Source organism: Paraburkholderia sp. Ac-20340 (assembly GCF_017104965.1).
Classification (GTDB): domain Bacteria; phylum Pseudomonadota; class Gammaproteobacteria; order Burkholderiales; family Burkholderiaceae; genus Paraburkholderia.
Map to the genome: position 1 here is coordinate 56924 of NZ_JAAGPR010000034.1, position 21618 is coordinate 78541.

Consider the following 21618-nt stretch of genomic DNA (forward strand, 5'->3'; position numbering starts at 1 on the left):
CGTTTTTCACCGCAGTTTCACCGCATCGACCGCTTATTCCACCGCACGCGGCGGCGGCGCGACCTTGCCGCGCTTCTCGTCCCACCAGACGCGCAGGCGGTCCATATAGAGATAAACCACCGGCGTCGTATAGAGCGTGAGCATCTGACTCACGATCAGACCGCCGACGATCGAAATCCCCAGCGGCGCGCGCAATTCCGCGCCTTCGCCGCTGCCGAACGCGAGCGGCAGCGCGCCCAGCAGCGCCGCGAACGTCGTCATCATGATCGGGCGAAAGCGCAGCAGACACGCCTGGAAGATCGCATCGCGCGAACTCAAACCCTGACGCGAGGCCTCGATCGCGAAGTCCACCATCATGATCGCGTTCTTCTTGACGATGCCGATCAGCAGGATCACGCCGATCAGCGCGATGATGCTGAACTCGGTCTTGAACAGCAGCAGCGCGAGCAGCGCGCCCACGCCCGCCGAAGGTAGCGTCGAGAGAATCGTCAGCGGGTGGATGTAGCTCTCGTAGAGCACGCCCAGCACGATATACACGGCCAGCAGCGCGGCGAGAATCAGCAGCGGCTGGTTGTCGAGCGACTGCTGGAACGCCTGCGCCGTGCCCTGGAAACTGCCGTGGATGGTCTGCGGCATGCCGATCTCGGCCATCGTGTCGTAAATGGCCTGCGTGGTGTCCGAGAGCGATTTGCCAGGCGGCAGGTTGAACGAGATCGTCGAGGCCACGAACTGGCTCTGGTGGTTCACCGAGAGCGGCGTCGTGCCCGGCCCGAACGAGGCAATCGCCGACAGCGGAATCATGGTTTCCTTCGACGTCGACACCGCCGCGCCCGACGACGCGCTCGACTTGCCGCTGGCGGCGAGTGAGTTGGTCGCGAGGTTGCGTGCGGAATCGGCGGCGAGGGTGGCCGCGCTCGTTGCCGTGGTGCCGCTCGTGCCGCCCGTCGACGCACTGGTGGTCGCCGTGACCGTGCCCGCCGTCGCGTTGGTGCTCTGCGCGCCGCTCGCCGTGCCGCCCGAAGTGCTGACCCAGATCTGGTTGAGCATGTCCGGGCTTTGCCAGTATTTCGGCGCGACTTCCATCACGACGTGGTACTGGTTCAGCGGGTTGTAGATCGTCGAGACCTGGCGCTGGCCGAACGCGTCGTAAAGCGTGTTGTCGATCTGCGAAGGCGTGATGTTCAGGCGCGCGGCGCTCTTGCGGTCGATCGTCACCATCGCTTCCAGACCGCCTTGCTGCTGGTCCGAATTGACGTCGGCGAGTTCGGGGCGTGCCTGCAAAGCCTCAGTGAGCTTTGGCCCCCACTTGTAGAGATCGGCGGTGTTATCGGCGAGCAGGGTGAACTGGTATTGCGCGTTCGATTGGCGCCCGCCCACGCGGATGTCCTGCACCGCCTGCAGGAAGGTGCGCGCGCCGGCGACGTTCGAGAGCGGACCGCGCAGTTGCGCGATCACCTGATCGGCGGAAATCTTGCGCTCGCTCTTGGGTTTGAGCGAGACGAACATGAAGCCCGCGTTGGTCGCGCGTCCGCCCGTGAAGCCCGCCACCGAATCGACCGCCGGATTGGCCTGCACGATGCGCTGCATCTCGGCGAACTTCACTTTCATCGCCTGGAACGAGGTGGACTGGTCGGCCTGAATGCCGCCGATCAGACGCCCGGTGTCCTGCTGCGGGAAAAAGCCCTTGGGCACGATCACGTAGAGCACGACGTTCAGCGCGATGGTGGCGATCAGGATCAGCAGGATCAGCAGCGGCCGCGCGAGCGCCCAGCCGAGCGTGCGCTCGTAGCCGTTCTGCAGGCGCATGAAATTGCGCTCCAGCCACTGCGCGAAGCGGCCTTCTTCCTTCTTCTCGTGTTTTTCTTCGAGCAGACGCGAGCACATCATCGGCGTGAGCGTGAGCGAGACGGCCAGCGACACCGCAATCGCCAGCGACAGCGTCAGCGCGAATTCGCGGAACAGCCGGCCGACGATGCCGCCCATCAGCAGGATCGGCAGGAACACGGCCACCAGCGAGACGCTGATCGAGAGCACCGTGAAGCCCACTTCGCGCGCGCCGATCAGCGCCGCCTCCATTCGCGATTTGCCGTTCTCGATGTGCCGCGAGATGTTTTCCAGCACCACGATGGCGTCGTCGACGACGAAGCCCGTCGCGATGGTCAGCGCCATCAGCGAGAGGTTGTCGAGCGAAAAACCCATCAGATACATCGCCGCGAAGGTGCCGATGATCGAGATCGGCACGGCTACGCTCGGGATCAGCGTCGCGCGCCAGTTGCGCAGGAACAGGAACACCACCATCACCACCAGCGCCACGGCGATGAGGAGCGTGCGTTCGGTGTCCTTGAGCGAGGCGCGGATCGTCACCGACCGGTCGGAAGTGGGGATCACGTCGACATCGGCGGGCAGCGAGGCCTTCAGTTGCGGCAGCATCGCGATCACGCGGTCGACGGTCTCGATGATGTTCGCGCCGGGCTGGCGGTACAGGATCACCAGCACCGAATGCTTGCCGTTGGTCAGACCCAGATTGCGCAGGTCTTCCACCGAATCGACCACTTCGCTCACATCCGAGAGCTTGACGCCCGCGTTGTTGCGGTAGGCGATCACGAGGTCCTTGTACTGGCTGGCCTTGCTCGCCTGGTCGTTGGTGTAGAGCTGGTAGCGCTGCGGACCGAACTCGATGTCGCCCTTCGGACTGTTCGCGTTCGCCGAGGCCAGCGCGGCGCGCACGTCTTCGAGACCGATGCCGTAATGGAACAGCGCATGCGGTTCCAGTTCGATGCGCACGGCGGGGTTCGCCGAGCCGTTCACATCGACTTCGCCGATACCGTCCACCTGCGAGAGCGACTGCTGCAGCACCGTGGCCGCCGAGTCGTACAACTGGCCGGGCGTCAGCGTGGGCGAGGTGAGCGCGAGAATCAGGATCGGCGCGTCGGCGGGATTGACCTTGTGGTACGTGGGGTTCGAGCGCAGGCTCGTGGGCAGGTCGGCGCGCGCGGCGTTGATGGCCGCCTGCACGTCGCGGGCGGCGCCATCGATGTCGCGGTTCAGGCCGAACTGCAGCGTGATGCGCGTGCTGCCCACCGAGCTTTGCGAGGTCATCTCGGAGACGTCGGCGATCGAACCGAGGTGACGTTCCAGCGGGCTCGCCACGCTGGTCGCCACGGTTTCCGGGCTGGCGCCCGGCAAGGTCGCCTGCACCGAGATGGTGGGGAAATCCACCTGCGGCAGCGGCGCCACCGGCAGCTTCGTGAAGGCGAAGAGGCCGGCGAGCGCGATGCCCAGCGCAAGCAGCGTGGTCGCGACAGGGCGCGAAATGAACGGGCGCGAGAGATTCATCGCGTCAGTGCTCCGCGTCGGCCGAAGGCGCGGGCGGCGCGGGCGGGGTTGGCGGGGTGGGATTGGAACCGCCGCCAAAACGCTTGCGCATACGCGCTGCGAGCGCGTCGAAGGCCAGATAGATCACCGGCGTCGTGAACAGCGTGAGCGCCTGCGACACGATCAGACCGCCCGCGATCGCAATCCCCAGCGGCCGGCGCAATTCCGAACCCGCGCCGGTGCCGAGCATCAGCGGCAAGGCGCCGAGCAGCGCCGCCATCGTCGTCATCATGATCGGGCGAAAGCGCAGCAGGCAGGCCTGATAGATCGCCTCGCGCGGCGGCTTGCCTTCGTTGCGTTCGGCGTCGAGCGCGAAGTCGATCATCATGATCGCGTTCTTCTTGACGATACCGATCAGCAGCACGATGCCGATGATGCCGATGATGTCCAGATCGTGCCCGGTGATCATCAGCGCAAGCAGCGCGCCGATCCCGGCGGAAGGCAGCGTCGAGAGAATCGTGATCGGATGCACGAAGCTCTCGTAGAGCACGCCCAGCACGATATACATCGTCACGATAGCCGCGAGGATCAGGAACAGTTCGTTCGACAGCGACGCCTGGAACGCGAGCGCCGCGCCCTGGAAGCGCGTCTGGAACGAACCGGGCAAGCCGATATCCTGTTCGGCCTGCTGGATCGCCTTGACCGCCGCGCCCAGCGACGCGCCCGGCGCGAGGTTGAACGACACCGTGGTGGCCGGGAACTGCGAGAGGTGCGAGACCAGCAGCGGCGCGGGCCGCTCGTGGAACTTCGCGATGGCCGAGAGCGGCACCTGGCCGGTGGTCGAAGTCGAGGAGGGCAGGTAGATCGAGTTCAGCGAATCGGTGTAGTGCTGCATCACCGGATCGGCTTCCAGGATCACGCGGTACTGGTTCGACTGCGTGAAGATCGTCGAGATGATGCGCTGGCCGTAGGCGTCGTAAAGCGCGTTGTCGACGGTCGCGGGCGTGATGCCGTAGCGCGCCGCGCTCGCGCGGTCGATCTCGATGAATACCGACGATCCCTGATCCTGCAGGTCGGTGGCGACATCGGCGAGTTCGGGCACTTGCTGCAGACGGCGCACGAGCTTGGGCACCCAGGTCGTGAAGTCCTGGATGTTGGGCGTCGTGAGCATGAACTGATACTGCGTCGGACTCACGGTCGAGTCGATCGTCAGATCCTGCACCGGCTGCATATAGAGCGTCGCGCCCGGCACGTGCGAGGTCGATTGCTGCAGATCGCGGATGATCTCGCTCGCGGTTTCGCTGCGGTCGTCGCGCGCCTTCAGGTTGATCAGCATGCGCCCGCTGTTGAGCGTGATGTTGGTGCCATCCACGCCGATAAACGACGTCAGGCTTTCGACGTTGTCGTTCTTGAGGATTTCGTCGGCGAGCGCCTGCTGGCGTTCGGCCATCGAAGCGTACGAGACCGACTGCGGCGCCTGCGTGATCGCCTGGATCACGCCGGTATCCTGCACGGGGAAGAAGCCCTTGGGCACCGCCACGTAGAGAAAGCCGGTGAGCACCAGCGTGATCGCGAACACCAGCAGCGTGAGACGCTGGCGCGCCAGCACCCATTCGAGCGCCACGCCGTAACGGCCGATGATGTAGTCGAAGAACGCATGCACGCGCGTCTCGAAACGGCGGCTTTCGGTGGGCGGCGTGTGGCGCAGCATCTTCGCGCACATCATCGGCACCAGCGTGAGCGAGACGATCGCCGAAATCACGATGGTCACGGCCAGCGTGATGGCGAATTCGTGGAACAGACGCCCGACCACGTCGCCCATGAAGAGCAGCGGAATCAGCACGGCGATCAGCGAAACCGTCAGCGAGATGATGGTGAAGCCGATCTGCTTCGAGCCTTTGAGTGCCGCTTCGAGCGGCGTGTCGCCGTCTTCCACGTAGCGCGCGATGTTCTCGATCATGACGATGGCGTCGTCCACCACGAAGCCGGTCGCGATCGTGAGTGCCATCAGCGAAAGATTGTCGAGCGAGAAGCCGCACAGATACATCACGGCCAGCGTGCCGATCAGCGAGAGCGGCACCGAAAGGCTCGGAATGATGGTCGCGTAGATGTTGGCGAGGAACAGATACATCACCAGCACGACCAGCACGACCGACATCAGCAGTTCGAACTGCACGTCGCGCACCGAGGCGCGGATCGTGGTGGTGCGGTCGGTGACGATCTGCACGTCGAGCGACTGCGGCAGCGATTCCTGCAACTGCGGCAGCAGCGTCTTGATGTTGTCCACCACGGCGATCACGTTCGCGCCGGGCTGGCGCTGCACGTTCAGGATGATCGCGGGCGTGTCGTCCACCCACGCGCCGAGCTTGGTGTTCTCCGCGCCCTGCACGATGTTGGCCACGTCCGTGAGCATCACCGGGCGGCCGTTGCGATAGGCGATGACGGCGTCCTTGTAGGCGTCGGCGTCGGTCAGCTGGTCGTTGGCGTTGATGGTGTAGGCGCGCGTCGGACCGTCGAAGTTGCCCTTCGGCGTGTTGACGTTCAGGTTCGAGATGCTGGTGCGCAGATCGTCGAGATTCAGGCCATAGGCCGCGAGCGCGCGCGGGTTCGCCTGGATGCGCACGGCCGGGCGCTGGCCGCCGGACAGACTCACCAGACCCACGCCCGCGACCTGCGAAATCTTTTGCGCAAGACGCGTATCGGCGAGATCCTGGATCTGCGTGAGCGGCAGCGTTTTCGAGGTGATCGCGAGCGTGAGGATCGGCGCGTCGGCCGGATTGACCTTGGCGTAGATCGGCGGCGCCGGCAGGTCGGACGGCAGCAGGTTGCCGGCCGCGTTGATGGCGGCCTGCACTTCCTGTTCGGCGATATCGAGCGGCAGATCGAGGCTGAACTGCAGCGTGATGACCGAAGCGCCCGCCGAACTCTGCGACGACATCTGGTTGAGCGACGGCATTTGCCCGAACTGGCGTTCGAGCGGCGCGGTCACGGAGGAGGTCATCACATCCGGGCTTGCGCCCGGATAGAAGGTCTGCACCTGGATGGTCGGGTAATCGACTTCAGGCAGCGCGGACAGCGGCAGGAAATGCAGCGCGACGAGACCGACCAGCATGATCGCCGCCATGAGCAGCGCCGTGCCGACCGGGCGCAGGATAAAGGCGCGGGACGGATTCATGCGGCTTACTGGCCCGAAGTCTCAGAGGCGTGGCGGCGATGGCCGTGGTGTGCGCCCGAAGCGCCCGATGCTGCGGCGGCGCCCGACGCGCCGGAAGCGCCCGAGGCATGCTTCGGATGCTCGGCGGGAATCGTGATCTTCGCGCCTTCGCGCAGACGGTCCGAGCCGTCGATCACGACACGCTCGCCCACCGCGAGACCCGAGGCGATGCTGGTGCGCTCGGCATCGACCGGGCCCACTTTCACGACGCGCACCGTGACGGTGTTGTCCGCCTTGACCACGTACACGTACTGGCCTTGCGAGCCGTTGAGCACCGCCGAAGTCGGCACGATCACGGCGTTGTGGATCGTATCGACGAGCAGTCGCGCATTGACGAACTGGTTCGGGAACAGCATCTGGTCGTTGTTGGCGAAGCTCGCGCGCAGCTTGACGGTGCCCGTGGTGGTGTCGATCTGGTTGTCGATGGTCTGCACGAAGCCGTTTTCCAGCAGCGTGGTATTGCTGCGGTCGTAGGCCGCCACGGACATCTTCGTGCCGGCGTGCAGCTGCTTCATGATCGACGGGAGGTTGTCTTCGGAGGTCGTGAAGATCACGCTGATCGGCTGCAATTGCGTGAGCACGACGAGCCCGTTGGTGTCGCCCGAAGTCACATAGTTGCCCGGATCGACCTGGCGCAGACCCACGCGGCCCGACACCGGCGCGGTCACGCGCGCGTAGGTGAGATCGAGCTTGTAGGTGTCGATGTTGGCCTGATCGGACTTGACCGTGCCTTCGTACTGCTTGACGAGCGAGGCTTGCGTGTCGACCTGCTGGCTCGCGATCGAGTCCTGCGCGAGCAGCGTCTGGTAGCGCTTCAGGTCGAGGCGGGCGGTGGCCAGCAGCGCCTGGTCGCGCGCGAACTGGCCTTCGGCGTTGGCGAGCGAAATCTGGTACGGGCGCGGGTCGATCTGGGCGAGCACGTCGCCCTTGTTGACCATCTGGCCTTCCTGGAAGTTGACGCTTTGCAGCGTGCCCGATAGTTGCGTGCGCACCGTGACGTCGGCCAGCGGCGTGACCGTGCCGAGCGCGGTGATGACGATGGGCATGTCGCCGGCCTTGGCCGTCGCCACGCTGACCGGCTGCGGCATGTTGGCCATGGCGCCGCCGCGTCCCGCATGTTTGCCGCCGCTCGCGGCGTTGGGCGCACCCGCGCCGCTGGACGGATTACGGTTCCAGGGCTGCCAGCGCAGCAGCACGATGGCCGCCACAACCAGCACGATACCCAATGCAATCAGCTTGCCGCGCCGTTTGCGCGGTGCCGGGGCGGACGATGACGGCGTATCTCGACGAGGGGAATCCGGGCGCTTTTCTTGTTGATCCATCGGTCAGGTCGGTTGCGAGTATCGGTGACGTGCGTAGAGACGTGCGTGTCGGTTAGGCGGTCTGGCGCGTGCGTGCGGGCGGGCATGGGCGCCGCTGGCCGCGCGGCCAAGGATGCCGATGCTACGCGAGAAGCGCGCAAGCTTGATGTCAGGTGCCGGCTGGCGGGCCTCGTGAGGCTGGCTGGCTGGATCGCGAAAGGCGGGCCTGGGCGGGCGACGGGGACGATGCGCGGTGCGGGTCGCTGCGCAGTTCGCTGCCGGGTCCGCTGCCCGGTGTGCTGGCGAGCGGCTGACCTCGCGTTGCCGCTTTGCGCTTTGCTTCCCGATGTCGCCTGGCAACCTCGCGCCACGCAAGCGCGTGCGCTTGCGACGGCGTACGAATGACTGACCGACGCCTTACCGGCAGCTCACGCTACCTGAAAAGCATGATGCTACGTTGCGCCCTTTGTTACCGTCCAGTGCCGTATCTTTCGAGGCGTTACGGAGGTTACAGGTCGTATCAGGCCTGTGTAAGGATTTGGGTCGTCGGTCGTCAGAAATAAGGGGAGTTAGCGCGGATTTTTTAGCGCGGATGGCCGTTCTCGGTTGCGCGCGTGCGCAACGGTGGCGGCAGGCAGGGCGTGCCGCCGATTTCGGCCGCGATGCGCTCGACGCATTCGCGCAGCAGCGGCACGGCATGCGAGACGAGCCAGTCGCGCGGACACTGCTGGGCCGCGCCGCCGCAATTGATCGCGTAAAGCTCGCCGTTCGGTCCCGCGAACGCGCCCGCGATGGCGTTCAGGCCTTCATACCATTCGCCGACGGCCATGCCGTAGCCCTGCGCAGCGGTTTCCGCGAGTGCGGCGTCGAGCCGGCTGCTGACAAAGCCCCAATCGTTGCCCGCAGCGGCCTGCAGCGCCGAGGTCAGTTCGGCCCGCGTGTGAGCGTCGAGCGAGACCAGATACGCGCGCCCCACGGCCGTGCGGCTCATGTCGATGCGCGAACCCACTTCGAGCCGCGACACCAGCACGGCCGAGCGCGGCCGGATTGCGTCGATCACCACCATATCGAGCCGGTCGCGCACGGCAAGATGCACCGAAAGGGCGGTGCGCTCGGCCAGGCGCGTGAGGAACGGACGGGCGCGCTCGCGCAGATCGGCGTTGCGCAGGAAGCCGCTCGACAGTTCCAGCACCGACGAAGTCAGCACGAAGCGTTCGCTGTCGGGCAGGCGCGCGAGGAAACCGGTGGACACTAGCGTGCCGGTCAGGCGCGAAAGCGTGGCTTTGGGAATACCGGTAAGCTCCGTCAGTTCGCGATTGCCCAGCGGCGTTTCGGCCGCGGCGATGGCGCGCAGCACGGCGAGGCCGCGCGCGAGCGCAGTGACTTCTTCGGCGCTGCCGTCTTTGGTGTCCCGCGCCGCGTCGGCACGGGAGGGGGGCGTGGAATTCATCGGCAAAGCTCTCAGGCGTAGTTGTAAATTAATTTGTCTTGTTGCTTTTCGTGTTTTCCGGAACACAATTTCACGTTTCATTGCATCGCGTGCAAAGCTGCTATAGCACGCCCCGACGGACCGGAATGTGGGCATGACCGCTTTCCATCGGACGAAACCCGCGTCATATCAACAAATGTGCGGAAAACACGGGCCACATCGTTATTCAAAAAACATAATGTGTTCTGTTTGATAGTTCGCGTAATCTGGCGAGAAATTGCTTGACTTAGTCAGCATCTGGGTAAAAAATGGAATCTAATTTCGACAGGATCTCGAAATCTTGACAACGCACGGCGTAGTCGCGGTTTCTGCGGTCATGGCGCAATCGTGGTGAAGTCTGTAGTGCGATCGTATGGCAAGGGTTTCGAATCGTTTCAAGGTCGTCTGAAACATCGGCTTGAACCCCAAACCTCGCGAATCTTGCGAGGTTTTTAAGTGCCGCGGTTTATGCATAACGCATAAATCCCATTATCTGGATACGATTGCTTCAAGGATTACTTCGCGATTCGCTGCCGGCCCGGTCCACAGGTCGAATACCGTCTCTCAGGTTCTAGCACGGCCCTCGGAATGGCTAGAACTTTTCAAAGCGTCACGTTCACACGTGGCGCTTTTTTTTCGCTGTGCGCTGGCGCACATCATTGCGGAATTCCACCCCCCGATCCGTTCGGCGAGCTTTGCCGTACCATCGCCGCACACCTGTTCGATGGAGCGGCACATGTTATCCGAAGAAGAACTGGCTTTGCTCGAAGCGATCCGCGAAAGCGGCAGTCTGTCGCGTGCCGCCGCGCGCCTGAACAAGGCGCCTTCGACGGTGTCGCATGCGGCGCGTCAACTGGAAGCACGCTTCGACGCGCTGCTGTTCGACCGGCGCCGCTACCGTCTGCAACTCACGCCCGCCGGGCAACTGCTCGCCGATGAAGCGGGGCGCCTGATGCAGGACGTCGCGCGCATGACGCAGCGGGTGCGGCAGGTGGCGAACGGCTGGGAAGACCGCCTCTGGATCGTCACGGACGAGATCATCGAATTCGAACTGCTGATGCCCGTCGTGCGCGATTTCGATGCGCTCGACTCGGGCGTGCGGCTGCGCTTTACGCACGAGGTACTGGCCGGCACGTGGGAGGCGCTGCGTGACGGGCGCGCCGACCTGATCGTGGGCGCGACCAACGAGCCGCCCGCGATCGCCGGTCTGCACTGGTTCGAACTGGGCGTGATGGAGTGGGTGTTCGCGCTCGCGCCGCGCCATCCGCTGGCGGGCGTCGCCGGGCCGCTGTCGCGCGAACGGATTCTGTCGACGCGTGGCGTGGCTGTCGCCGATTCGTCCCGGCATATGCCCGGTCGCGCTTATGGGCTGCTGGGCGGACAGGATGTACTCGCCGTTCCGTCGATGCGTGCGAAGATTCTGGCGCAGCGCGACGGCCTGGGCGTTGGCTGGGTGCCGCGCGAGCGCGCTGCGAAGCTGCTGGCAAGCGGCGAGCTCATCGAGAAAGAGACGGCGAGCCCGCGCGAGCCGAACACGCTCTATGTGGCCTGGCGCGCCGAACGGCCGGGCCGCGCGCTGCAGTGGTGGATCGACCGCCTGCGCGAGCCGCGCCTGGCGAGCCGGCTGGTGAAGGGGATCGAAGTCGGCGCCTGAGCGGACACACGGGCACGCATCGCAGTAGCAAAGTAAGCGCCATTCCAGAACGTTCGAAAAAATCGAATATCTTCGTCGCGGATGTCGTACGGCAATGCACGTCGCGCCCGGCACCATGACGTTACGGTCCAGCACGGATCATCACCCACCAGGAGAAACGTCATGAATCGCTTTGCCAACAAAACTGTCCTCGTCACCGGCGGCACCAGCGGCATCGGTCTCGCGACCGCGCAAGCCTATGCAGCCGAAGGCGCACGCGTGATCGTCACCGGCCGCGACGAAGCCACGCTCGCCGCCGCCCGCGAAACCCTGGGCGGCGATGCCCGCGCCTACCGCAACGACGCCGCGTCGCCGGCGGCCTCGCGTGAACTGGCCGCTGCGCTGCGCGAAGACGGCATCCGCCTCGACGCCGTGTTTATCAACGCGGGTGTCGCGAAGTTCGCGCCCTTCGATCAGGTCGACGAAGCGCTCTGGGACCAGAGTTTCGATATCAACGTGAAGGGCGCGTATTTCCAGATTCAGGCACTGCTGCCGCTCCTGAATACGGGCGCGTCGATCGTGCTCAATGGCTCGATCAATGCGCATATCGGCATGCCGTCGTCGTCGGTGTATGCGGCCAGCAAGGCGGCGCTGGTGTCGCTCGCGAAGACGCTTTCGGCGGAGCTGCTGCCGCGCGGCGCGCGTGTGAATGTCGTGAGCCCCGGCCCCGTGACGACGCCGCTGCACGGCAAGATCGGCATGGATCAGGCAACGAAAGACGCGCTGGCGGCGCAAATCCCGCTCGGCCGCTTCGGCACGCCGGCTGAACTGGCTTCGACGATCCTGCATCTGAGCGCGCCGGAATCCGCGTTTATCGTCGGCACGGAAATCATCGTCGATGGCGGCATGAGCCAGCTTTGATCGCTGCCTGACAGCACCAGCAGTAAAAAAGGCGCGAACGGTGCAAACCGTTCGCGCCTTTCGTTAAACATTAGCTGCGGTTCAGGACACCGATTCGCGTTCCGGCGTGGCGGTGATCTTGTGGATCGAGAGATCGGCGCCGTTGTATTCCTCTTCCTGATCGATGCGCAGGCCCACGGTCGCGCGCAGCACGCCGTACACCACAAAACCGCCGAGCGAGGCCATCACGATGCCGGCCAGCGTGCCGACGATCTGTGCGCCCAGCGATACCCCGCCAATGCCGCCTAGCGCACGCGTGCCGAAAATCCCCGCCGCGATGCCGCCCCACGCGCCGCACAGACCGTGCAGCGGCCACACGCCGAGCACATCGTCGATGCGCCAGCGGTTCTGCACGCAAGTGAACATATAGACGAACAGCACGCCCGCCACCGCGCCCGTCGCCAGCGCGCCGAGCGGATGCATGATGTCCGAACCCGCGCACACGGCCACCAGGCCCGCGAGCGGCCCGTTATAGGTGAAGCCCGGATCGTTGCGGCCCGCGGCCCACGCGGACAGCGTGCCGCCCACCATCGCCATCAGCGAATTCACGGCCACGAGGCCGCTGATCTTGTCGATGGTCTGCGCGCTCATCACGTTGAAGCCGAACCAGCCCACCGCGAGCACCCACGCGCCGAGCGCCAGAAACGGAATGTTCGAAGGCGGATGCGCGGCAATGCGGCCGTCGCGCGAATAGCGGCCATGCCGCGCGCCAAGCAGCAGCACGGCCGGCAGCGCAACCCAGCCGCCGAACGCGTGCACCACGACCGAACCGGCGAAGTCATGGAAGGGCACGCCGAACACATGCGTGATCGCGTCTTCGAAACCCAGACGGTTGTTCCAGACCATGCCTTCGAAGAACGGATAGATGAAACCCGTGATGACGAAGGTGGCGAACAGCTGCGGATTGAATTTCGAGCGCTCGGCGATGCCGCCCGAGACGATCGCCGGAATGGCAGCCGCGAAGGTCAGCAGGAAGAAGAAACGCACCAGCTGATAGCCGTTGTGTTCGGCGAGCAGCGTGGCCGGCGAGAAGAACTGCACGCCATAGGCGATCGTGTAGCCGATGAAGAAATAGGCGATCGTCGAGACCGAAAAGTCCACAAGGATCTTCACAAGCGCGTTGACCTGATTCTTCTTGCGCACGGTGCCGAGTTCGAGGAACGCGAAGCCCGCGTGCATCGCGAGCACCATGGCGGCGCCTAGCAGCAGAAACAGCGTATCGGTGCCGGATTTGAGGTTGTCCATCTTGCGTCCTGCATTTGCCCTAAAGGAGCGCGTTATGAGCAAGATGTGGGCCAGCTATGCGCCAGCATGGTGAAACGCCGGTCGGCGAAACGCATTTTGGCAGTGCGCGCGTGCACCGGCGCGGAACCTGGCGGTGCGATTCATGCGCCGATATCGCGCGGATGAACGACGCCGGTGCACGGCGGATGCGATGTGCATCGGCACAATTGCAGTGCCTGCGCGCAAAGGTGGTGAGGCGACGCGCCAGATTGGGGCGATTTATTCGTTTTTCCTTTCTTTATCAAGGTGTTGTCGGCTATTCGAAATATTCTCTCAGGCGAATCAGGGGCGCGATGAAGGCGCGTTTCAATGGACGTTTGAATGGAGGTCGCGGCGGCGTCACTTACGCCTTCGTCCTTGGCGCAAGAGAAGGCTTGCGCGCCAGGCACATCGGGCGCACGCGGGGCGCAAACGTAGACATAATGAGCGGATTCCAACCTTCCGCCGTCCGGACGCCCCGAACCGCCATTCAATGCGCCTCACCACCAAAGGGCTGTTGCTGATCGCGATCCCCGCCGTTTTCGAGTTGACCTTGCTGTCGGCCATCGTCAAGGCCGAGGCCGACGCGGAAGCCGCCGAGCGCATGGGGCAGCATAGCCAGGAGGTGCTCGCGCAGGCCGGCCGCGTGCTGGAGCCGGTGCTGGTCGAATCGGTCAAACTGCGCGGCGCGGTGGCGGCGGGCGAACCGCGCTTCTCGACGCCAGTGGCCACCTGGATGGACGTGGACCGCCGCATCGACCGGCTGGTCGATCTCGTCTCCGATAACCCTTCGCAAGTCGAGCGCGCCGTGCAGATCCGCCAGGCGGTGCAGAGCTACCGGCAGTGGTCGGATCGCATTCAGGACCTGCTGCACTCGGGGCGTCGTGCTGATCTGGTCGAGCGCTTTCGCACGTTCACCGACTTCGACGTGCTCGACCGCGTGCGCACGCAGGTCAGCGCGTTCCAGACCGAGGAACGGCGTCTCGACGTGCTGCGCGTGACGGCCGCCGAACAGGCGCGCGCGCAGCAGCAAACGCTGGTGATGACGGCCGTGATCGGCTCGATCATGCTGGTGGCGCTGTCGGTCTGGCTGTTCACACGCGGCGTGCGCGGGCGGCTCAATGCGCTGTCCGACAACGCGGGGCGACTGGCGGGCAACGAGCCGCTTGCGCCGCTCACGAGCGGCAACGACGAAATCGCCCAGCTCGATCTCACGCTGCATCAGATCAGCCAGCGCCTCGTGGAGGCGGAGCGGCTGCGTCTGGGTTTTCAGGCCGATCTCGCGCGCCGCGCCGAACAACTGGCGGCGATCAACGAAAACCTGCGTCAGCAGACTCAGGAAAACGAAATGTTCATCCATAGCGTGTCGCACGATCTGCGCGCGCCGCTGGTGAACCTGCAAGGTTTTTCGCGCGAACTCAATCACGCTTGCGACGATCTGCGCGAGCGCGTGGCGCATTCTTCGCTGACGCCCGAAGCGCGCGAGCGGGTCGAGCGCATCATCAACGAGGATATCGGCGAAGCGCTGCGCTATTTGCAGACGGCGGTGCTGCGCGCCTCGCACATCATCGACGCGCTGCTGCGGCTGGCGCGCGTGGGGCGCGTGGAGTACCGGCGTCAGCGCGTCAATGTGCAGGAACTGGTGCAGCGCGTGGTGGATGCGATGCATGCTTCGGTGCGCGCGCGCCAGGCGCAGGTGAGCGTGCGCACGCTGCCGCCCGTGTGGGGCGACCCGACCGCGCTCGAACAGATCTTCGCGAATCTGATCGGCAATGCGCTGAATTATCTCGATGCGTCGCGCGAAGGGCGTATCGAGATCGGCACGGCCACGGCGCCGCCGGGCGTGGAATCGCTGCAGATTTTCTACGTGCGCGACAACGGGCTCGGCATTCCCGACGTGGCGTTGCCGCGCCTCTTTCAGGCATTCCAGCGCATGCATGGCAACGTCGCGCCGGGCGAAGGCATCGGTCTCGCGCTGGTGCGGCGCATGGTCGAACGGCACGGCGGGCGCGTGTGGGTGGAATCCGTGGAGGGCGAGGGCACGACGTTTTATCTGTCGCTGCCCGATGCGCTGGCGGTCGTGCCGCCCGCGCCGGGCGAAGCCGCGGCGCTGATGGCCGCGCACGAGCGCGAACTACGTGGCGGCGACGTCGACGACGAAGTCGAACTTGCCGCCGTCGCGTCCGCTAGCCGGATCTTGCCGGCGTCCTGAGCGTGTAATGCGGTTTTGGAAGCCCGTCAGCAGGCGAAAAGCCGGCGCTGTTTGAGCAGTTGCCGCCCGCGCACCGACCACAAACAGCCCGCCACCGCGAGTACGAACACCAGAGCCAGCGCGCCGCGCGGGCTCAGCCACGACGACACGGCGAAGTCGGCCGGAGCGGCAAAGGTGCGCTCCAGCATGAGCAGCGCGCCCCAGAGCGCAACAGCGGCCTGGATCAGCATGCGTGTGCCGCGCACGCGACGCGCGCGTTCGGCCGACGTGCCGCGCCGGTTCGACGGCCGGCAAAAGAAGGCGATTGCCATCAACACAATCGCGAGAAGAACGACCCAATCCGTGAGCGCCATCGCCACACACTCCAGCTATCGAACAAAAAGTAAGCCGATATTGTCGAGAGCGGGCTTTGGCGCGGACATCAGATCGGTCCGAATTTCTCGCGTGTTTGCGTTAAATATTGTCAGCGATGCGCGCAGTGAAGCCGGCGCATCTACCATGCGTCAAGGCTGAAATCAAGGCTCGATGCGCGTGCCCAGCAGCGCCAGAAACTGGCGCAGCCATTCGGGATGCGCGGGCCAGGCCGGCGCGGTGACGAAGGGCGCATCGGTCACGGCGCTGTCGATGGCGATATCGGCATATTCGCCGCCCGCGAGGCGCACTTCGGGCGCGCAGGCCGGATAAGCCGAAATGCGCTTGCCGCGAATCACTTCGGCGGCGGCGAGCAATTGCGCCGCGTGGCAGATCGCGGCAATCGGCTTGTTCGCGCCCGCGAAGTATTGAACGAGCTCGATGACTTTCGGATTCAGGCGCAGGTATTCGGGCGCGCGGCCGCCTGCAATGGCCAGTGCGTCGTAGCTTCTGAAGTCGATATCGTCGAAGCTTGCGTTCAGGGCGAACTGGTGGCCCGGCTTTTCGGTATAGGTTTGATCGCCTTCGAAGTCGTGGATCGCGGTCTTGATGCGCTCGCCGGCCTTCTTGCCGGGACAGACGGCATCCACCTGATGCCCGACCGCTTGCAGCGCCTGAAACGGCACCATCGTTTCGTAGTCTTCGGCAAAGTCGCCCGTGAGAAATAGGATCTTCTTGACTGCCATCGCTTGACTCCTCGTTGAGATGGTGGAACGGTTGTTGCGCTCAGGCAGTCTACTCCAGCATGATTGACGATTTCGCGAACCCGCCCACGCGCCGTGAATCGCCTTCGTATGAAGGCATGCTCTGGCGCGCCTACGAACGCGGACGCGATGCTGCACCGCTTGCCGCGCTATTTCGTGCGGCCATCCAGACGCTTGCTGCATCGCGCTACGATGCGGCGCAGCGCAATGCGTGGGCCGCGGTCGCCGACGATGTCGAGGCTTTCGATGCGCGGCTCGCGCGTGGCGTGACGCTCGTAGCCGAAGCCACCGGCGCGGTTTCATGTGCGGCATCACGTGAATACGCGGCGTTCGGCCAGTTGTTTCCATGCGATCACGTGGAAATGCTTTACGTCGCGCCCGCATGGAAGGGGCGCGGTCTCGCGACGGCGCTGATTGCGCGCTTCGAAGCGTTGGCGCGCGAGGCGCGGGCCATCACGCTCGACACCGACGCCAGCGCGCTCGCGCGGCCCGTGTTCGAGCGCGCGGGTTTTTCGCTGGTCGCTCAGGAATGGGTGCGGCGCGGCAGCGTATCATTGCCGCGTTTTCATCTTTGCAAGCCGCTCGATGCGGAATCTTTAGCGGTGTCTTTATCAGGATGACCATGTCTTTGAAGTTATCGAAACGATGGGCGACGTTGCCCGCCCTGGTCTGCGCGATGCTCGTCGTCGCCGGCTGCGACAAGCAGAATGCGCCGGCGCCCGACCTCGGCAAGCAGGCGTCCGATGCGATGCAGCAGGCGGCCCAGAGCGCGGCCAGCCAGGCGGCCGCGCAGGCGGCGCAGACGCTCGACAAGGCGGCCAGCTTCGTGAACCAGCAGATCGGCGCAGCGCAGAAAAAGCTCGACGAAACCGCCTCGCAGACGCAGGCGCAGATCCAGTCGCAAAGCGATAGCGCAAGCGCGTCGATCGCCGATGGCGCGAGCGCATCCTCCGACGAACTGGCCTCGCAGGCGCGCGGCCAGTGGCGCGACGCGGCCAGCGCTGCGCACGCGCTGCTCGGCAATGCGGCGGCGGCCACGGGCACGGGCCTGTCGCTGGCCGGGCGCTCGTTGCAGCGCTGGGCCGCGAGCGGCGCGGCCGCGGGTTCGAGCGCGGGTTCGTCGTCCGGCGCGAGCCAGTGACAGGCGACGCAAGTGAGGACGCGACCCCGCAATCCCGCGCGCTTGACGAAGAAAATTAATGTATCTATGATGGTTACACTTTATCCAGCCGCGCAGTCTGCGGCCGATGTGTCGTGAATACGAGCAGCCGTTTTGCCTTTGCCGTTCATGTGCTCGCGCTGCTGGCGCTGCAGGAAGGCGCGCCGCTGTCCTCCGACATCATCGCGGGCAGCGTGAACACGAATCCCGCGCTGATCCGCCGCTTGCTGACGATGCTCGCCAACGCGGGTCTCACGACCTCGCAACTGGGCGCGGGCGGCGGGGCGCTGCTGGCGCGCGAGCCACAGGCGATCACGCTGCTGGACGTCTACCGCGCGGTCGACGATGCGCAGCTTTTCGCCATGCATCGCGAGGAGCCGAATCCGGCCTGCATGGTGGGGCGGCACATCCAGGTGTCGCTGCGCGGCATCATCGACGATGCGCAGCGTGCGATGGAGGCGTCGCTGGCCGGGCGCACGCTGCATCAGGTCGTCGACGAGATGCAGCGCAGCGAGCGCAAGCGCGAACGCGGCAAGCCCGCACGGAGCGCGGCGGGCGGCGCGCACTGAGTGACAGAACCCGACGGGGCAATGCCCCGTTTTTTAACCCCGTTAAATGTAACTATTGTGGTTACATAAATGTTTCGCACAGGAGTCTGCAAATGAGCAAGTCGCTGAAGATCGCCCTTTTTGGTGCCACCGGCATGGTCGGTTCGCGCATCGCCGCCGAAGCCGCGCGCCGTGGCCATCAGGTGAGCGCCTTCGTGCGCCAGCCCGAGCGTGTTGCCGTGAATCCGAACGTGCAGGCCGTGAAGGCGGATCTGCTGGACGCCAAGCAGGTGGCGCAGGCCGTGCGCGGTCATGACGTGGTCGCGAGCGCCTACGCGCCGCCCATGAGCCAGCTCGACGACCTGCAGACGGCCAGCCGCGCACTGGTCGAAGGCACGCGCGCAGCGGGCCTCAAGCGTCTGGTGGTGGTGGGCGGCGCGGGTTCGCTCGAAGTCGCGCCGGGCAAACAGCTTGTCGATACCGAAGGCTTCCCGGACGCCTACAAGCCGATCGCGCTCGCGCACCGCGTCGCGCTCGGCTACTACCGCACGGTTGCCGATCTCGACTGGACCTTCTTCGCGCCTGCCGCGCTGATCGCGCCGGGCGAGCGCACCGGCACGTTCCGCACCGGCGCAAACACGCTGATCGCCGACGCAGCCGGCAACAGCCGCATTTCCGCCGAAGATTACGCGATCGCATTCGTCGACGAACTGGAGCAGGGCCGTTTCATCCGCGAGATCGCGACTGTCGCGTATTGACCCGTCTGGTGAGCGAACGCCATTGAGCCAGGCGAATGCATGATGTGCCTCAAGGACACTTGCATTCGCTTGCAATTTCTTCAGGCCGGCGTGTGACGTACCGCGCGTGAGTGCGGCTACACTGGAGCGTTCTGATTTCGCCCCTACGCCCATGAATTCAAGCCTGGAGCGGGACGCGGCGCTCGCGCAGACGTCCGCCGGGCGTGCGCTACGTCGGCTGGCGCATCGCTTCGTTATGCTGGGCATGTGGATCGCGCTCGGCTGGGGCGTGTTTGTCTCCGTCGCGGCCTTCGCTGCGGGTCCCGGCGCCGCCGCGGTGCCGGTTCTGCCCGCGCTGCAAAGTCTGATTACGGGCGCGCCCGCGACGGCATCGGGCGCTTCCGCCGCCGACGCAGCTTCCGCACCGTCACCGGCCAGTCAGGCCGAATTCAATCGCTCGCTCGACAGCGTCATCAGCACGCTCGACAACGAGCGTCAGCGCAACGCGCTCGTCTCGCAGCTCAAGAAGTTACGCAACGTCTCGCAGAACGTCGCGCCTGCGCCCGCATCGGGCGTGGCCGCCGTCACGTCCGGCCTGCTTGGCGCGATCGCCTCGGGGCTGGCTTCGGTCGAGAGCGACGCGCGCCACCACGGCGCCAGTCCGCTGCATTACTGGGCCGGGCGTTTCCGCTCGGCGGGCGTGGAGATTTACGTGCTCGCGTCGGGCGGAGAGGGCGAGAGTCCCGGGCGCATCGTCTTCGACATGATCGCGATGCTTGCGGGTTGGGGTTTCTGCGCGGCCATTCTGCGCTGGCTCGAACGCCGTCTGCTGCGGCGCTTTTCCGTGGACACAGGCTTGCGCCCCAGTCCCACGACGATCGAACTGCTCGTGTTCGTGCTGCACCGCGTCGCGCCGTGGATCGTCGCTTTCGTCGGCGCGCTGGTGGTCGAGCGCGCGCTGCCGGAAGCGCTCGGGCGCACGCTCGGCGTGGTGATTGCGTATGCGATCGTTGCGGGCGCGGTGTTCTCGTCGATCTGTCTGATCATGTTTTCGCTATTCGGCTCCGGTCACCGGCGCGCGGCGGTGCGCGTGGTGATTCGCGATGCCAGGCGTTTGCTATGGGCCATCGGCGTGTGTGCGGCGCTCGGCGATGCGGCCACCAATTACGAGGTCGCGCATCAGCTTGGTTCGAATCTCGCGGCGCTGGTGTCGACCTTCGCGAACATGGCCGCCGCCGTGCTCACTGCCGCGTTTGCGATTGGTTTCCGGCGTCCGGTCGCGCATCTGATCCGCAACCGCAGCTATCAACTGCGCCAGGATCACAAGGCGCTCACCGAAGTCTTCGACGTGCTGGCCTCGCTCTGGCAATTGCCGATGCTGCTGCTCGCCGCCGCGTCGATCACGGCCACGCTCGGCGGCCTGAGCAGCAACGAGAACGTGTTGCAGATTTCGGTGGTGACGGCGCTGCTGCTGGTGCTGGCGTTTTTCCTTTCGGCGGTCGTGTTGCGCATCACGCGGCCCGACCTCGCGCGCGTGCGGCGGCGCTCGCCGTATCTGCGCCGTCTGCTGCGCTTCGCGGGCACGCTGCTCGTGCTGTTTGTGTGGCTGGCGTATTTCGAATCGTGCGCGCGTCTCTGGGATATTTCGCTTGCGGGCATCATCGAGGCCAGCGTCGCCGCGCGCGGCATCGCTCACGCGATCTTCGCGATTCTGGCGACGGTGTTCCTCGCCTGGCTCGTGTGGATTCTGATCGATACCGCGATTCTCGAAGCGCTCAATCCGAGCGGTCCGCGCACCAAAGGCCGCGCGCCCAGCACGCGCGCGCGCACCATGCTGCCGCTCGTGCGCAACGCTTTGCTGGTGTCGATCCTCACGATCGCGGGCATCGTCACAGCCGCGAATCTCGGTATCAACGTGACGCCGCTGCTGGCGGGCGCGGGCGTGATTGGCCTCGCGATCGGCTTTGGCGCGCAGTCGCTCGTGACCGACCTGATCACGGGCCTTTTCATCATCATCGAGGAAACCATTTCGGTGGGCGACTGGATCGATCTGGATAACGGTCACGCGGGCACCGTCGAGCATCTGTCGATCCGCACGGTGCGGCTGCGCGACGGCCAGGGCGCGATCCACTCGATCCCGTTTTCGCAGATCAAGATCGTCAAGAATCTCTCGCGCGATTTTGCGTTCGCGGTGTTCGAAGTGCGCGTGCCGTTTGCCGTCGATCTGGATACGGTCACGCGCATGATCCGCGAAACGGGCGCGGAACTGGTCGCGGATTTCCGCTATCGGCGCGAGATTCTTGGGCCGGTGGAAGTGTGGGGCCTCGACCGTTTCGATCCGAACTGGATGGTGGTGAAAGGGCAGATCAAGACGCGGCCGTTGCAGCAATGGAGCGTGGCGCGCGCCTTTAATGCGCGGCTGAAGCGGCATATGGACGAGGCGGGCATCGAGATGCCGGTGCCGCAGATGCAGGTGCATATGTCGTCGCGCAGCGAGGACGAGCCGGTGCGCGAGCCGGCGTCCGGCCCGGAGGCCGCGCAGGGCATGCAAGGCACGCAGGATATGCAAGCGGAAGATCCCACCACGCGCGGCGTGACGCGCGATGCGTCGCACGAGCCGCGTCCCGCGCCGCCGCCGACGGGCAGCCCGGAAGGCGCGCCGCCGCAGATTCCCACCGCGGGGCGCAACTGAT

At 65.2% G+C, this 21618-nt stretch carries 15 protein-coding genes; 8 read left to right on the plus strand and 7 right to left on the minus strand.

What is annotated here, in order from left to right:
- Positions 1-33 precede the first annotated feature (33 nt).
- The 4 genes from G3N59_RS30105 to G3N59_RS30120 form a co-directional block, all read right to left on the minus strand.
- Positions 34-3336, minus strand: a complete 3303-nt coding sequence (locus G3N59_RS30105; RefSeq protein WP_205986475.1) for an efflux RND transporter permease subunit — start codon at positions 3334-3336, stop codon at positions 34-36.
- A gap of 4 nt (positions 3337-3340) precedes the next feature.
- On the minus strand, positions 3341-6490 hold the full coding sequence (locus G3N59_RS30110) for an MdtB/MuxB family multidrug efflux RND transporter permease subunit (protein ID WP_205986476.1): 3150 nt from the start codon (positions 6488-6490) through the stop codon (positions 3341-3343).
- A 5-nt stretch (positions 6491-6495) separates the two neighbouring features.
- On the minus strand, positions 6496-7851 hold the full coding sequence (locus G3N59_RS30115) for an MdtA/MuxA family multidrug efflux RND transporter periplasmic adaptor subunit (RefSeq protein ID WP_205986477.1): 1356 nt from the start codon (positions 7849-7851) through the stop codon (positions 6496-6498).
- Between the two features lie 562 nt (positions 7852-8413).
- Positions 8414-9280: an IclR family transcriptional regulator gene (locus G3N59_RS30120; protein WP_205986478.1), complete on the minus strand. Its 867-nt coding sequence runs from the start codon at positions 9278-9280 to the stop codon at positions 8414-8416.
- Between the two features lie 754 nt (positions 9281-10034).
- Here G3N59_RS30120 and G3N59_RS30125 point away from each other — a divergent pair.
- Both G3N59_RS30125 and G3N59_RS30130 read left to right on the plus strand, forming a co-directional pair.
- Positions 10035-10952, plus strand: coding sequence for a LysR family transcriptional regulator (locus tag G3N59_RS30125; RefSeq protein ID WP_205986479.1), 918 nt, complete (start codon positions 10035-10037; stop codon positions 10950-10952).
- Between the two features lie 162 nt (positions 10953-11114).
- Positions 11115-11852 (plus strand): SDR family oxidoreductase, encoded by a 738-nt coding sequence (locus G3N59_RS30130; protein WP_205986480.1) that lies wholly within the window; start codon positions 11115-11117, stop codon positions 11850-11852.
- Positions 11853-11933: 81 nt separating this feature from the next.
- On the opposite strand, the gene G3N59_RS30135 is transcribed toward G3N59_RS30130, so the two are convergent.
- Entirely contained in the window at positions 11934-13136 is a 1203-nt protein-coding gene (locus G3N59_RS30135) for an ammonium transporter (protein WP_205986481.1), read from the minus strand.
- 511 nt (positions 13137-13647) lie between these two features.
- On the opposite strand from G3N59_RS30135, the gene G3N59_RS30140 reads away from it, so the two are divergent.
- The gene (locus tag G3N59_RS30140) at positions 13648-15366 is read left to right on the plus strand and encodes a sensor histidine kinase (protein ID WP_205986482.1); all 1719 of its coding nucleotides are present in this window, start codon (positions 13648-13650) and stop codon (positions 15364-15366) included.
- Positions 15367-15392: 26 nt separating this feature from the next.
- Here the strand turns inward: G3N59_RS30140 and G3N59_RS30145 are convergent, their stop codons facing one another.
- Positions 15393-15719, minus strand: a complete 327-nt coding sequence (locus G3N59_RS30145; protein WP_205986483.1) for a hypothetical protein — start codon at positions 15717-15719, stop codon at positions 15393-15395.
- Between the two features lie 162 nt (positions 15720-15881).
- Entirely contained in the window at positions 15882-16463 is a 582-nt protein-coding gene (locus G3N59_RS30150) for a DJ-1/PfpI family protein (RefSeq protein WP_205986484.1), read from the minus strand.
- A 59-nt stretch (positions 16464-16522) separates the two neighbouring features.
- Between G3N59_RS30150 and G3N59_RS30155 the strand changes: the two genes are divergently transcribed.
- From G3N59_RS30155 to G3N59_RS30175, 5 genes are all read left to right on the plus strand, one after another.
- The gene (locus tag G3N59_RS30155; protein ID WP_241024439.1) at positions 16523-17101 is read left to right on the plus strand and encodes a GNAT family N-acetyltransferase; all 579 of its coding nucleotides are present in this window, start codon (positions 16523-16525) and stop codon (positions 17099-17101) included.
- 2 nt (positions 17102-17103) lie between these two features.
- Entirely contained in the window at positions 17104-17622 is a 519-nt protein-coding gene (locus tag G3N59_RS30160; protein ID WP_205986485.1) for a hypothetical protein, read from the plus strand.
- Between the two features lie 113 nt (positions 17623-17735).
- Positions 17736-18209, plus strand: coding sequence for an Rrf2 family transcriptional regulator (locus G3N59_RS30165; RefSeq protein ID WP_205986486.1), 474 nt, complete (start codon positions 17736-17738; stop codon positions 18207-18209).
- A gap of 92 nt (positions 18210-18301) precedes the next feature.
- Positions 18302-18946 (plus strand): NAD(P)-dependent oxidoreductase, encoded by a 645-nt coding sequence (locus tag G3N59_RS30170; protein WP_205986487.1) that lies wholly within the window; start codon positions 18302-18304, stop codon positions 18944-18946.
- A 235-nt stretch (positions 18947-19181) separates the two neighbouring features.
- Entirely contained in the window at positions 19182-21617 is a 2436-nt protein-coding gene (locus tag G3N59_RS30175) for a mechanosensitive ion channel family protein (RefSeq protein ID WP_241024445.1), read from the plus strand.
- Position 21618: the final 1 nt, after the last annotated feature.

Excerpts from the sequence above, each read along its gene's own strand:
- G3N59_RS30105 (WP_205986475.1), bottom strand. The coding sequence starts at position 3,336 with ATGAATCTCTCGCGCCCGTTCATTTCGCGCCCTGTCGCGACCACGCTG.
- G3N59_RS30110 (WP_205986476.1), bottom strand. The coding sequence starts at position 6,490 with ATGAATCCGTCCCGCGCCTTTATCCTGCGCCCGGTCGGCACGGCGCTG.
- G3N59_RS30115 (WP_205986477.1), bottom strand. The coding sequence starts at position 7,851 with ATGGATCAACAAGAAAAGCGCCCGGATTCCCCTCGTCGAGATACGCCG.
- G3N59_RS30120 (WP_205986478.1), bottom strand. The coding sequence starts at position 9,280 with ATGAATTCCACGCCCCCCTCCCGTGCCGACGCGGCGCGGGACACCAAA.
- G3N59_RS30125 (WP_205986479.1), top strand. The coding sequence starts at position 10,035 with ATGTTATCCGAAGAAGAACTGGCTTTGCTCGAAGCGATCCGCGAAAGC.
- G3N59_RS30130 (WP_205986480.1), top strand. The coding sequence starts at position 11,115 with ATGAATCGCTTTGCCAACAAAACTGTCCTCGTCACCGGCGGCACCAGC.
- G3N59_RS30135 (WP_205986481.1), bottom strand. The coding sequence starts at position 13,136 with ATGGACAACCTCAAATCCGGCACCGATACGCTGTTTCTGCTGCTAGGC.
- G3N59_RS30140 (WP_205986482.1), top strand. The coding sequence starts at position 13,648 with ATGCGCCTCACCACCAAAGGGCTGTTGCTGATCGCGATCCCCGCCGTT.
- G3N59_RS30145 (WP_205986483.1), bottom strand. The coding sequence starts at position 15,719 with ATGGCGCTCACGGATTGGGTCGTTCTTCTCGCGATTGTGTTGATGGCA.
- G3N59_RS30150 (WP_205986484.1), bottom strand. The coding sequence starts at position 16,463 with ATGGCAGTCAAGAAGATCCTATTTCTCACGGGCGACTTTGCCGAAGAC.
- G3N59_RS30155 (WP_241024439.1), top strand. The coding sequence starts at position 16,523 with ATGATTGACGATTTCGCGAACCCGCCCACGCGCCGTGAATCGCCTTCG.
- G3N59_RS30160 (WP_205986485.1), top strand. The coding sequence starts at position 17,104 with ATGTCTTTGAAGTTATCGAAACGATGGGCGACGTTGCCCGCCCTGGTC.
- G3N59_RS30170 (WP_205986487.1), top strand. The coding sequence starts at position 18,302 with ATGAGCAAGTCGCTGAAGATCGCCCTTTTTGGTGCCACCGGCATGGTC.
- G3N59_RS30175 (WP_241024445.1), top strand. The coding sequence starts at position 19,182 with ATGCTGGGCATGTGGATCGCGCTCGGCTGGGGCGTGTTTGTCTCCGTC.